The sequence below is a fragment of the Mucilaginibacter mallensis genome, assembly GCF_900105165.1.
In the GTDB taxonomy this organism is placed as follows: domain Bacteria; phylum Bacteroidota; class Bacteroidia; order Sphingobacteriales; family Sphingobacteriaceae; genus Mucilaginibacter; species Mucilaginibacter mallensis.
This window is the reverse complement of the sequence record NZ_LT629740.1, coordinates 3,079,380-3,092,603: the sequence shown is the minus strand read 5'-3', so window position 1 is coordinate 3,092,603 and position 13,224 is coordinate 3,079,380. Positions and strand designations below refer to the sequence as shown.

Below are 13,224 nucleotides of genomic sequence, written 5' to 3'. Positions count from 1 at the left end.
CAATTACACCGGCCATGGATTATAAAGAAACTTTTCTTTTTTTTACCCTTGCAAAGGCATTATTGTGCCAAATGTAAAAAGGGATATTATGTCAAAATGTCCAAACATCAATAGTTAATTATTAGGCTCCGTTTATAGTTTTGCCCAACCGGTTAACCTCATATATTGATCATCCATATGGTAATGTCCTGATCAGATGGGATGTTCAACTTTCTTCTGATCCTGTATTTTTTGCCTTCTACTGCCCGTACGGAACTTTTAGTATAACGCGCAATTTCTTTTGTTTCAAAATTAAGCCGCAGCAGGATGCAAAATTCAATTTCTGTGGCTACCAGGTTAGGGGCGGCACTTAATAGTTTCTGGCAAAAATCGGGATCCAGTTCGTTAAATTTTGTTAAAAAAGCCGGGTTATTGCTGATGACCAGCTGCACTACTTCTTTTAGTTCTTCAATCTTTGATGATGTGATTGTTTTTTCGCTGCTTTCTATTTTCGCTACCAGCTCATTTATTTTCTCTTGTGCCCTGGTTATTGAGCGGCTATTCTCTTTTCTTAATAATAGCTCCGCTTTATTTAGCTGAAGTATAAATAGGATCAATAAAACCGCGAATATGAGTACGAGAAACAAAGCGACTAAATAAAAGCTATTCAGTAGCGAGGTGGTTTCCTGGTAGTTTTTAAATGCCGTTTCCCTGAACTCGTCTGCAACGTGGTAGTTTATTTCTTTTGATTCATTAACGATACGTTCGAGCTCATTATTGATATAGGTGTTTAATGTGATCAACTTTCGCTGCATATCAAGCAGTTTTACATTCTGTTGCTGTAGCTGCTGTAGTTTTTTTACATATGCTTTTTTATCCTGCGCCAGGATCTTTTGTGAGGTAATATCTGTGGTGACCCCGATATTTTTGGTATGGTTAATTTCTACAATAGTACTGCCGTTCTTATTGGCTATCGCGTCTTTTATCCTTCCAAAAAGCCCTTTCTTGTTTTCGGAGTCTGGTTTGCGAACGATGTTGGTGCTTTCTTTGGTGCTTTGTCTGCTGTTATGGAGGCTCGAAGTTTCGGGTGTGTTGTCATTTAAAGCACTGTTAAAGCCTGCATAAAATGTTAGTAAGGTATCAAAGTTATATTTTAACATCCTGAGATCATCCGACAGTTTCAGTTTTTTCAGGTACCAGAATTTTACATCTTTTCTTTGCTGTACGTTTAGCTTCGATGTATCATATTCGGCTTTTAATAATGTATCTATCTGGTTAAAAGCCAGTGAGAGGTGGGTTTTATAATCTATACTTTTCCTGCTGTTAGCACTTAACAATGACTCCTGAAAATCGTTTTCTGCCTGATGGAGCAACATGAGTATTTGTTCAGCCTCAACTTCATCCTGGCCAACAGGTTTTGCCAGTTTGGTTAAGTCTACTAATTTTTGTGTAATGCTGTTACGTATCAGCAGTGCTGCTATTGAAGAAAGAATAGTTAGTGCAAGAAATACAATAAGGATTTTTCTGGCCAGGGCCCAGGTATAAGATATATTCATGTGTACGATTACGATGATTTAGACAGCATGTTTTTTATAACATATTGAAGGTGCAAAAAAACATCTTCCGGAGGAAATATTAATGATAATTATACACTCACATCTACTTGCCTGATGATACAACCTGAAATTCAATAAGTAATCTCATAGGCAACAGCCCGCAATATAAAAAAATGCGGGTTGATTAGTGATCATTCTTGTTGCTTTTTATCAATGTGATTTATGAGCTCTGCTGCATCATATATGTTTATCGTCAATTTATTAAACGTTAGTGAGTAGATATGAGTGTCTTTATATTTTTCCTGATGAATGTTAAGCCATTTCTTTGCATCAGATAGCGATAATGCTACAGAATAAGCATTTCTGTTTGGCCTGTTATAAAATCATCTATTAGCAAAAACGATAATACACATTAAAAATATAGCTAACCCATAAATTACAATGAAAGTGAAAGAACTGAATGAACGAGACCATTTCAGTAATATGTTGATTTCTATACTTGCGCATGACCTGAGGCAACCCTTTGCGACGTTTATTTCGTTTATAGATATGATTAAACATACCAATCAAAAACTGTCACAGAAAGAATTACTCATGATCTTTGACGATATGCGGGATACCGCATCAAAAAGTATTGAGTTGTTGGATGGTTTGTTGCAGTGGAGGAAATCTCAAGATTCAGGATTTATCTATAGAACCGAGCCATTGTTTTTAAACAAACTGATCGACGAAGCCAATAGTTTATATCTGTACGATCAGATTGGTAAGACTGTTAGTGTGGTCAATCATGTGCCGGAAAGCCAGCTCATTTATGTACATAAGGAAATGCTGCAGTTTATTAATCGCAATATCTTAAATAATGCCACCAGATATTCCATGCCTGGTGGGGTAATCCGTGTAAGCAGTAGTGTTCATAAAAATGCCATTACCGTAGCCTTTAAAGATCAGGGCAAGGGAATGACAGCTGAAAAACTGAAAAGAATATTCTACAATCAGGAATATAGTGAAAGTGGTGATAGTGATGTTAAGGGGGCCGGTATCGCTTTAAGTATTTGCCGGGATATGATCCAGATAATGAACGGGAAGATATGGGCTGAATCTGTACCTGGTACAGGTACTACATTTTATTATTCCCTGCCATTAACAGGTATTCATAATTTGTGAGTGTATAGGTTGGGCGGTTTTAACAAAGAGAGCTTGTTTTGTTTAACAGAATAAGCATCTCTTTATCTCATTAGTCAAATGATTAATAGAAATGATATTAATTAACCGATGGTCAGATATTTTAAGTTTAAAAAAGCGACTATGCAAGTCTATCCATTTGTTATTTGCATTAGCGCGAAAGATCTACCTGTATTCCAGTAGCCTGAGAAAGGCTCTGCACATAATAACGCGCAACCTCCAGCTTGAACTTTTTCCAGACAGGTTTCAGCAACGCATATTCCGGTTTAGTCAGTACCTCATCAAGAATAAAGGTACCCTCTTCCTGTTGAGCCGTTACCTTTATCAAATACTGCCATTTGTACAACCTTTTCAGGAAAGCTTGTTGGATATCCACTTTCTGGGCGATAGTAAACCTGCAGATCTCAACGATACCGCTGTAGGGCCGATGGCAGTTTTCCATTCGCATGAAAAGTTCATGATATATCTTTCCATCTACGCTGATACCCAGCGCATCATAAAACAGGATAGGACCGTCACGATCATTTGGCAGCACTATATGGAAGAGGAATTGTTGAATACTATCATAGTAATAACGCTTATAACGGGTTTCAGGACAAGTCATTGCGTTTAATAACCAATTCAGGCCAAATTGTTCAGTTGGATTCATGTTAATTCTATAAAAAGCACAGAGCAGCCCCGTGGGGCGCTCTGTGCTAAATACCCGCAGCAGCGATAGCATACAGCAGTAATAAATGGCGGTTTAGGTTTAAGCCAAGTAATACTTTAAAAATAAGCCTTAAAACCAGCAGCACAGGCATCAGCTAGGCGCTGTATATCACGAATTACTACCTTTTCATCCCGGAAATCGACCTTTTGGTAAATAATACAGTAGACCGGGCGCGCGAAACACTTGTTTTGAACGAAAAATAGCAGTAAATGATTAGCACTAAACCGACATCCCTTAAGCTAATGCCCAACGCAATTTGCCGGACCCCAGCCTTTAGCCCGGCCGATAAATTAAAAGACCATTGGCCTGCCTTAAAAGAAATGATCAGGGAAGCATCTCCGGCGTTTTTTGAGGTCATCTCCGAACTAAGCTATCTGCAGCTAAGCCAGGCCAATGAAAAAATACAACACACTGTATGGAAATATTTTAACCGGACCCGGTACCGCGCAACTCCCTTTGGCAGCTTTGCCGCTATCAGCATATTGCCTGTCTCCGGCGGTGCTATAATCAGCCCTGTGATACTGCAACGTAAACCAATGATTGTAAAACTGACGGACTGGTCTGAAAAAGATAACCTTTTGGATGATCTTCAGGGGCTTGTCAAAGCATCATGTTTATTCCGGTCTAATGCTACTTATTATCAGCTTGGTGATGAAATCCGTTATATAAGAAATATAAACGGTCAGTTCGAATTAGTCTCCGTTGATAGTTTTGAGGAGCTGACGGTTATTTTATCACTATGCAGTGGGCAAGCGGAAACAAGACAGGAGATCTGCCGGCTGATGCACGCTCGATTCAGGCTCGGAACCCGGTCAGTGAACAGTCTGCTGCTGCAACTGGTTAACAACCAGTTACTGATCACGGAGCGTTTTCCTAATATTACGGGTGATGATTATTTTACACGGCTTCAATTATCAGCGCAAGGTGACCGGGTATATACATTGGCAAGCCGCGAATTGCAATGCGGTAGCTTTAATCTGGCTCCGCTCAAGCTGATTCCCGAATACATTGATTTTATAAAAGATTTTATGCCGGGAAATAAAAGTGGCCATTTGGGAACCTTTAGCCGGGAATTTACCAGGAAATTTGACGGGAAAGTTATCTCACTTGCCCTGGCACTGGATCCGGAAGCAGGTGTTGGCTACGGCGATATGATACAAAGCCCCACAAAAGGGGAGTGGAGCAGCCTTGTGGAAAGTTTGCAACGGCAGGAAAACTCCGGCGTACCTTTTACATTCAGCGCCCAGCACAGGTTTTTATTGAACGCTATAACAAAGGGGGGAACCATCCGGCTGGAAACATTTGAAAATAAGAATTCGGGCAGTTTATACAAACTACCCAATACTTTCAGCGTAATGTGCCGTTACTGGCAGGGGCATGCCATTATTGAAAATGCAGGCGGCTGCACAGCTAACGCATTACTTGGCCGGTTTACACATGGTAATAGCCAGGTAGCCCAGCTTGGAAAGGAAATAGCAGCTATAGAGGAGCGGGCAAATCCCGGTATACTTTTCTTTGATGTGGCATACCAGGCAGAAAAGAATGTGGACAATATCAATCGGCGGAAAATACTTTACGGAGCAGAACTACCCATCGTCACCTGGTCATGCCATACCTCGGCTATTATTTTAGCTGATATATGCGTAACTGTGAAAAATGGAGAAGTTATATTATGGTCAGAACGGCATAAGAAACGTCTGGTTCCACGTATCGCGTCTGCATATAATTATAACCGTTCGGATCTGGCTGTTTACCGTTTTTTCTGTGACCTCCAGCACCAGGGACTTCGTTCAGACCTGAATTTTAACTTGCGTGATTTTTTTCCGGGCCTGGATCATTATCCCCGCGTAGTTTATAAAAATCTAATCATAGCTGTTGCTATGTGGCGGGTAACTATCAAAATTGATAACCTTATGCAGTTAAAAAAATGGCTGGCGCAAAACAACATTAATTTTCTGTTTAAATGCGGGCACGCTGATCAAACGCTGTGCTTTGACCCGGAAAATGAAATTGATCTTGAGGCTTTTATTCAATATTGTAAACAACAAACAGGGCAGGAGATCTACATCAGTGAAGCATTGCTTAACGAAGCAGATGATGTAAGGGATGAGGGTGGGAAATCTTATGCCGCTCAGTATACTGCTCATTATTTCCATGAAAAAGTAATCTATGAAACTTATCCATTAGCTACCATTCCACACGAAACTGAAGTTTATTTTCCGGGCAGTGAATGGTTATACTTTGAAATTTATGCCCACCCTTCGCGCAGTGACCAGATCTTGAGCCGCTTTATCAGCCCTTTTATAGCTAAAAATAAAAAGCTGCTTCGAAACTGGTTTTTTATCCGATATACCGATCCGGGCCCGCACATACGTTTAAGGCTAAAGTTAAAGGATGTAAAGGCCGGGCACCAGTTAACCCATGACTTACAAAACTACCTGCGGCCACTATGTATAAATGGGCTGATCCAGGATATTCAGCTCAAAACCTACAGGCCTGAAACAACACGATATGGGGTAGGGCGGATGCATTTGGTGGAGACATTTTTCGGAATGGACAGCACCTATATAATCCGGTTGATCTCAACGGTAACTACAGGTAAGCAGTTGTATCAGTTAAGCCTTGCATTAATGAATAGGCTTTATACATTGGCTATCCCCGATGATAATAAGCGCTTGGCTGTGATTAAAACCGTGGCAGAACAATTCGCCATAGAACGGGGATTTGTGGCTGCTGATTATAAAAAGATTAACCAATCCTTTGAAAAATTAAAAAAAGACATGCCTGAACCAAAACTAAGTACTGGCTATGAACAGGCATTTTGTAAAATTATAGACGATTGTAAAGAAAGGCCGGAAAAACTCAACATGGTTACTGACCTGGTTCATATGCATATTAACCGTGTTTTTAACGCGGATCAACGTGTTCATGAGGCCATTCTTTATCAATACCTGTTGAAAATGGTAAAGTACGGGCATTTTCGTGCAGCAGCTGTACCGGTATTTTGATAATTACCCTGAAATGACCATCATTATGTTGACTATAATTGAAGTCTACAGCATCTCCATAGGCATATTTTAAACGCTTTTCAATATTGAGAAGCCCGGTGCCATGACTGTTATGCTGACTACGGCTGCTTACATTGTCTGATTCAATGATTAATAAGCTATCATTAAGATAAACTTCTAGACTGGCGGCCTGACCTTTGCTTAGGTCGCCATGTTTGAAAATATTTTCCGCTAAGGTCAATAAAACCAGTGGGATAAAATTAAGCTCCCTTATGTCGGGCTCATAGGCAAAACTAAAGGGTAATTCTTCGTTTTTGCGGAGAACACTAAGGTATCGCAGGTTATTAACCTGGTCAATCTCATCTCCAAGTTTAATATATTCCCCCACTTTATCGGCATCAATCGCAAAACGCATCATTTCGGCAAGTGTAATAACTGCATCAGCGGCAACAGGTGAAACAGATATAATGTGATGATAAATAAAATCAAGCGTGTTGAACAAAAAATGTGGGTTTATCTGTGCTTTTAAAAATGCATTCTGCGCTTTGGTTAAATCTTGTTCCGCTTTATGCCTTGAAATGATCTCATTTAAGCGTTGCCTTTCGAGTATTGCAGTTTTTATGCGCTCCTTACTGTAAGTCTTCAAAAAATAATAACCCGAGGAAAAACCGACGAAGAACAAGCAGCGGTATCCGTTTCTGATCACATATTGATCTGAAAAATGTAATGAGCCCACAGCTATAATATGGAATTTTTCCAACACAAAATCATTTACATAACTGCACAATAAATAAACCCCAACTTCTACTAGGATAACCAGAGGTAGTTTCCATATGGCTGTTAGTTTATTTTGCAGGGCCCATGCGAAAGCTAAATTAGCATGGCTGTAAAATAAGCAAAGTATTATTATATAATGTGTTACGTAAACAAGGGGTTTAGCAATATCGCCGTATACCAAGGCAACCATGATGCATTCATAAGCAATATATAAAGCCCAGATTAAAAAATGCAGCCGGTAACGCTTAAGCCAAATTTCAAGTTTCTTCATCAAGCTAAAATGCCATTTTAAATAGAAAAACAGTTATTCTGTATAAGTATCTTTTATCACCCTAAAATTGATCATAAGTTTCATGAAAAAAGACCATGAAACAAAAAAAAATTAAAATCCAGAGTAGTACGTTATTTGTATACCGTCCCAAGTCAGGCTCAACAAAAGCTAATTATCCTACAGATCCTACAACATCATCTGTTACTACCTCTTCAGCAATAGCATTTGTCTGAATTTGTATTAAAGGCAGGCTGTTATTTACGTCCTGCCTTTAATAATTTTGCATCCAAAAAAGCCAAAAATTCCTTGCGGAAGTTTTCACCTACGGTGATCTGCAATCCGTTAGACATTTTTAGCATATTGCCGGTAATCGATTCAATATGGGCGCGGTTGATAATAAAACTCCTGTGGTATTTAACAAAATCAGGAAAATGCCCCAGTATATTACCGATCTCTGTTAGCGACATATAGGTCAGTATCTGCTTGCTTACCGTATGGATCATAATATAGTTTTGCTTACTTTCAACAGTTACTACATCCTTAAAATATACCTTTATCAATTTATGATTTTCTTCTTTATTCTTTACAAAGAAATAATCATTAGCTGATGTGCCTTCATTAACGACTTCGGTACCGGAAGGAGGAAACAGGCGACTTACTGTTGCTGCAAACTTATTCAATGTATAAGGTTTTAAAAGATATGCATCTGCCTCAACCTCAAAGGCTTCATAGCCGTATTGCGTATGCGCGGTAGTGAAGATAAGCCTGCGCGTCTTAGCCCGCAAAGTTTTTGAAAGCTCGATACCCGTAATATGTGGCATATCAATATCCATCAGGATCAGGTCAACCTTTTCGGCGTCCGAAAGTTCCATGAGTGCTTTGATAGGGTCTGTATAAAAGGCTGTTAAATTCAGTGAGGGAATTAACTCGATATACCTTTTTAACCCTTCAATGGCGTAGTTATCATCATCAATAATAATGCAGTTATAATTGACCATTTTCGACATATTTTTTTATTGTATTGAAATTAACTAAATTTATTTTATACGTCATTAAGGTCTTCTGTGTAGAATATCAACCTTTTTACGTAAAAAGCTTAATGTAATACAAAATATCTTTTATCTTTCCTTCCATTAACTGTATAAACAATAAAATAAGTCATGTTAAATTGTGTCATAATAGACGATGAACAGTTTGCAATCGATGCTCTGTTGAAATATATTGATCTCATGCCAGGGCTCCGGGTAAGTGGCATATATACCGATTCCCTGCAAGCCTTGCAATCAGTTTCCTCAACCGATAACATTGATATTCTATTTATGGACATTGACATGCCGTCCCTGTCGGGACTTGAACTGGCATCGGTGCTCCGCGCGAAAACGCGCAGGCTCATCTTCACCACGGCCCATTCCCGGTATGCTTTTGAAGCTTATGAAGTAGCTGGCGACGCCTTTTTACTCAAACCATACAGTTTCGCCAAATTTTCTACCACCATCAACAGGCTATTCGCCGGAATGGAACAACCTGCACAAACGGTTCAGGAAAGAGACGACTATTTTCTGGTCAAAAGCAAAGCAGATGACCTGGCTATTATCAGGATCAGGTATGATGAAGTCATCGCCTTTGAAAGCGCGCAGAACTATATCCGGATTCACCTGTCGGGGCAAAGGATCCTGACCGCCTATCTCACCCTTAAAGATATTTTACAGCTCACTGCTGGCCGTTCCGAATTCAAACAATTCCATCGTGCGTTTATCATCTCCACATGGAATATCAGTCAGATTCGTGGGAATACCGTTCAGATGATCAATAATCTCAGTTTTTCCGTGGGCGACCTCTACAAAAAACAATTCACTTCTTATCTTGAAGAGAAATTATTAACCACTTCCAGAAAATAATGATTGTTATTAATGTATTTTAATTTGCTGATTAATATGGTTTTATGATTTAATATCCGGCGTCGTCATAACGCTATATAAGGTCCCTCTAAAAATAAAAGATAGAGAGAGATGCGCTTTCTTAGTAGCCGCTACAATTATCCAAGGTTGTTGCATTATTTATTTAATAAGGATGCAACATTTGATTTTTTTTGACGACTTATAGATTGCAATTGCCTTATATTTTAATGAAAAAAACTAAACAATTAATTTTTTTTGCGCTAATTTTTTTGACCAGCAATATCACTTTTGCCCAAAAATGTAATTGTGGAGTTGCCTTCAAGTGGATGAAAATCGCCTTTGAGGAAAATGATGCCGGTTTTAGATATATTCTTGATCAAAAAGGGAATGAGGCTTATGAAGCACATAACAAGTTATTTGAAAAAGGAGTTGATAAGATAACCAATCCTGATTCCTGTGTTTTTGCGATACGGCAATGGGCGAAGTTCTTTAGAGTTGGGCACTTCGGGTTCATTCTAAACCAAGTTGTTGACGAAAAGAGCGGTTCGCAGAATGCTGGAACGTTCAAAAAATCAACTAATAACACTCATTTAGATTATAGTCCTTTCGCCCGTGATTATGACTCCACAACTGTTTACCTGCGCATTCCTACATTCGATTCAAGATATAAAAAAGCAATTGACAGTGTAATTCATGCGAACAGCGAACTTATTTATTCCAGGAGAAATCTTATTATCGATATTAGAGATAATGGCGGTGGCGATGACGCAAGCTTTGATGAAATTCTTCCGATATTATACACTAATCCAATCAGAGATGTTTCTGTAGCACGTTTATCAACGCCAAATAACAATAAAATTTGGCAGGACTACATGTCCCGCAAAGATGTGTCCGCATCAAATAGAGCCATTTACGCAGGTTATCTCGAAAAGCTTAACGCCAGTCCAGGGAAATTTGTTATGCTCCATGATAGCGTGTACACCATGCGTTTTAAAAAGGTAACGCGCTTTCCTCAGAATGTTGCTATAATCATAAACGAAAATAACGGAAGTACTGCTGAGCAATTCCTATTAGCGGCCCGGCAAAGTAAAAAAGTAAAATTGTTTGGGACGACCACTATGGGAGAGTTAGATATATCCAATATGTACAGCATAACTTCTCCCGATGGAAAGTACACACTTTGGTACTGCATATCCAAAAGTTTACGGATACCCGAAAATGCCATCGATAATAAAGGCATATCGCCGGATTTTTTCCTTGACAAGTCGATTCCGAAAAATCAGTGGCTGCCTTATGTTTCAGAAATAATGCATAATTGGTAATATATATACAAGTTTCCTCTGCGTTCTCTTGGAACAAGCCTGGATTCTGAATATGTATTGGCAATTTAGGTTACAGACTTTTTATTCTAAAACCTTATCCGTCCTTTTAATATTGTGTTTATGCGTTAACTGAAGGCCAAAGTTTACCAGTTTGTCTATATTCTGCGGCCTTCTCCTGCATCTCATAGTAATAAGCAACACCTTTTTCCTTGTAATGCGTCAATGTCTGCATTGTGCTATAAACCACCTTCAACATTCGCCCGGCAATAGCAACTATTGCTTTTTGTGCTTTCATGCGTTTACGCATACGTTCAAACAATGCATGCCAATACGAGTTTTTAACTCTGACAGCTGCCCATGCAGCACTGACAACAGCGGTTTTCAAGTAAGTATTAAGGTCAGGCTCCTGTTTGTTTTATGTAGATGAGGCAATTACTCACTTTTAATGTCTTTTCTTGGCTTTTCATTATCCGAAGGCGAAAATTTCCCATTATTATAATCGGATAAGAATTGATTATAATCATCCGCTACCTGGCTTGAATAATTCATGGCATAGGTTAACAATGCTTCCTGCCAATCCTTTTGTCCGCCAAAGGCAACCAACTCGTCAATGATTGAAGATCCCTGGATTCCACCACTCCGGATCTGCGAAGACGCCGTTAGCATAGCCATATCTTTTATCACTCTTTCCAGTTTGTTATCATTCTCCTCAATCAGTTCAAACTTAATTTTATCTGCAGTAGGTTGCATTTCCTGAAACACATAAGTATCGCCCTGAAAGTTGATCGCACTTAGTAAAGCCGGAGAAATGTTTTGCATTTTTTGCTTAATAAATATTAAGCGTTCCGCCTCTGATTTCCATACGGGCTGCTTGATGCTGACATAAGGAGATAATGCTGATGAGCGTGTTTGCTTCATTTCAACTATTACCAGTTTCTTTTTGTCCTTATTGTGTTGTAATAAAAACATATAGCGCTTTAGCCCCACACTTCCTGTACCCGCTACTCTAAAGGCTACATCTTTAACGGTATAATTCTTCGACAAATCCCTGGCATTTTTTATCCATGTAGGGATTTTTTGTTCAAGTTCTGCCTTTAAAGCTTTATCAACCTTAAAATGTGTTTTGTTGTCGATGGCTATTTTAAAGCTGGAATCCTTGGTTTCACATAGATGTTGAATTAATTCATCTTCCGTTCTTTTTTTTACAGCTTTCATAAAGCTTTTCACAATCCCCGTCGCTGTCCTTGGGTCAATATAATAAGCTTTCCCACCGGTTAGCACTTCGCTATAGATTTTAAGAAACAATTTCGCGGCCTTCTTTGCTTCAGCCGGTTTTATTTTTAAGGCATTAAATGCCACAAAAATGCTGGTTAGTGTCCTTGATACCTCCCAGCATAATGGGGCCAAAATAGCCTCATCGAAGTCATTCAAGTCAAAATAAACCATCCGGTTGTTTCCCTTAAAACTCCCAAAGTTTTCTAAATGAAGATCGCCGCAAATCCAGGTGGGAGGGGATACGGGAAACTCCTGTACTTTACTTAAATCCTCATAAAAAAGATGACAGGTACCCCTGAAAAAACGGAAAGCATTTTCTGACATGAGTTTGTATTTCAATTGAACCATATCAGTAAGCAGGCCCTTATTGAATTTTAATAATCTTTCGGAAAGTTTTGACATAATATTTTCTTACAATAATAAATTTATCCAAATGTTTATAATCCTTAAAAGGTTCCTTACCATTCAAATGACAGGACTGATTTATCATCAAACAGCCATTGGTTGAACTGGATGAGATTACTTTCCTTGCCCCAAATATCGAATTCAAAGATGGTTTGCTGGTCAGTACGCAGGATTTTCGTTTTATTAAACTTTAGCTTTAAAGATTTGACTTGTTCATCAAGCAGGTCCACCGTGCAATCGTCCCGGAAGACAACCCTATAGCTCCTGTGCTGGAATTTGTAATCGATCCAAAACTGGATAAAATCAAGCGCATATAAAATAAATAAGGCAAAAATCAGGGCGACCCCGGCAAGCAGGTAATTTCCTATTCCTAACAGCATACCAATGCCCGCAGCGACCCAGATTGATGCGGCAGTAGTAATTCCGGAAATGGATGAATTATTACGAAAAATAACCCCTGCTCCAATAAAGCCTATGCCGGTAATCACATTGGCAGCTATTCTGTCACGATTGTCTTCAACGCCTAACAGGTACGAACAGATCGTAAATATGGTGGCGCCGAAGCAGATTAAAGCAAGTGTCCTAAATCCTGCAGATTTGCCTCTTATCTCCCTTTCAAGCCCAAGTATAGAGCCTGCAATTACAGAAAGTGTTAGTTTAACTAATTCATTTCCATATATGATTTGGTTGGCATTAGTCCAGAAATGATTCAAGTTCATTATTTGGGTATTATTTGATACAGCATTTTTGAAAAATATAAATATAGATAAACTTGCCTATCAAATGATGGTATTTTGCGCATGAAAACTATTCATGCTATAGTGATCGTGCAGCGCAGGTAT

General features: G+C 39.0%; 11 protein-coding genes. 4 read left to right on the top strand and 7 right to left on the bottom strand.

The window, feature by feature from the left end; translation table 11 throughout:
* Nucleotides 1–158: 158 nt before the first annotated feature.
* Complete coding sequence (locus tag BLU33_RS12745; RefSeq protein ID WP_091373273.1) at nt 159–1,535, bottom strand: helix-turn-helix transcriptional regulator; 1,377 nt, start codon at nt 1,533–1,535, stop codon at nt 159–161.
* Between the two features lie 441 nt (nt 1,536–1,976).
* On the opposite strand from BLU33_RS12745, the gene BLU33_RS12740 reads away from it, so the two are divergent.
* Nucleotides 1,977–2,699 (top strand): sensor histidine kinase, encoded by a 723-nt coding sequence (locus tag BLU33_RS12740; RefSeq protein WP_091373270.1) that lies wholly within the window; start codon nt 1,977–1,979, stop codon nt 2,697–2,699.
* 169 nt (nt 2,700–2,868) lie between these two features.
* Here the strand turns inward: BLU33_RS12740 and BLU33_RS12735 are convergent, their stop codons facing one another.
* On the bottom strand, nt 2,869–3,321 hold the full coding sequence (locus BLU33_RS12735) for a hypothetical protein (RefSeq protein ID WP_157682140.1): 453 nt from the start codon (nt 3,319–3,321) through the stop codon (nt 2,869–2,871).
* 347 nt (nt 3,322–3,668) lie between these two features.
* On the opposite strand from BLU33_RS12735, the gene BLU33_RS12730 reads away from it, so the two are divergent.
* A complete protein-coding gene (locus tag BLU33_RS12730; protein WP_172829250.1) occupies nt 3,669–6,434 on the top strand; it encodes a lantibiotic dehydratase in 2,766 nt (921 codons plus the stop codon).
* On the opposite strand, the gene BLU33_RS12725 is transcribed toward BLU33_RS12730, so the two are convergent.
* Together BLU33_RS12725 and BLU33_RS12720 are read right to left on the bottom strand one after the other, a co-directional pair.
* Complete coding sequence (locus tag BLU33_RS12725; protein ID WP_091373261.1) at nt 6,334–7,482, bottom strand: sensor histidine kinase; 1,149 nt, start codon at nt 7,480–7,482, stop codon at nt 6,334–6,336. The two genes, BLU33_RS12730 and BLU33_RS12725, sit on opposite strands and share 101 nt — an antisense overlap.
* Before the next feature lie 254 nt (nt 7,483–7,736).
* Nucleotides 7,737–8,489 (bottom strand): LytR/AlgR family response regulator transcription factor, encoded by a 753-nt coding sequence (locus tag BLU33_RS12720; protein ID WP_232009263.1) that lies wholly within the window; start codon nt 8,487–8,489, stop codon nt 7,737–7,739.
* A 222-nt stretch (nt 8,490–8,711) separates the two neighbouring features.
* Here BLU33_RS12720 and BLU33_RS12715 point away from each other — a divergent pair, with 222 nt between their 5' ends.
* Both BLU33_RS12715 and BLU33_RS12710 read left to right on the top strand, forming a co-directional pair.
* Nucleotides 8,712–9,380 (top strand): LytR/AlgR family response regulator transcription factor, encoded by a 669-nt coding sequence (locus tag BLU33_RS12715; RefSeq protein ID WP_232009262.1) that lies wholly within the window; start codon nt 8,712–8,714, stop codon nt 9,378–9,380.
* A 227-nt stretch (nt 9,381–9,607) separates the two neighbouring features.
* Nucleotides 9,608–10,702: a S41 family peptidase gene (locus BLU33_RS12710; RefSeq protein ID WP_091373251.1), complete on the top strand. Its 1,095-nt coding sequence runs from the start codon at nt 9,608–9,610 to the stop codon at nt 10,700–10,702.
* 118 nt (nt 10,703–10,820) lie between these two features.
* On the opposite strand, the gene BLU33_RS12705 is transcribed toward BLU33_RS12710, so the two are convergent.
* The 3 genes from BLU33_RS12705 to BLU33_RS12695 are packed head-to-tail and all read right to left on the bottom strand — an operon-like array spanning nt 10,821 to nt 13,101.
* Entirely contained in the window at nt 10,821–11,087 is a 267-nt protein-coding gene (locus tag BLU33_RS12705; protein ID WP_091373248.1) for a hypothetical protein, read from the bottom strand.
* A 47-nt stretch (nt 11,088–11,134) separates the two neighbouring features.
* Complete coding sequence (locus BLU33_RS12700; RefSeq protein ID WP_091373244.1) at nt 11,135–12,379, bottom strand: DUF2252 domain-containing protein; 1,245 nt, start codon at nt 12,377–12,379, stop codon at nt 11,135–11,137.
* 56 nt (nt 12,380–12,435) lie between these two features.
* Nucleotides 12,436–13,101 carry an MgtC/SapB family protein gene (locus BLU33_RS12695; RefSeq protein ID WP_091373240.1) on the bottom strand — a complete coding sequence of 222 codons (666 nt, stop codon included), beginning with the start codon at nt 13,099–13,101 and terminating at the stop codon, nt 12,436–12,438.
* Nucleotides 13,102–13,224: the final 123 nt, after the last annotated feature.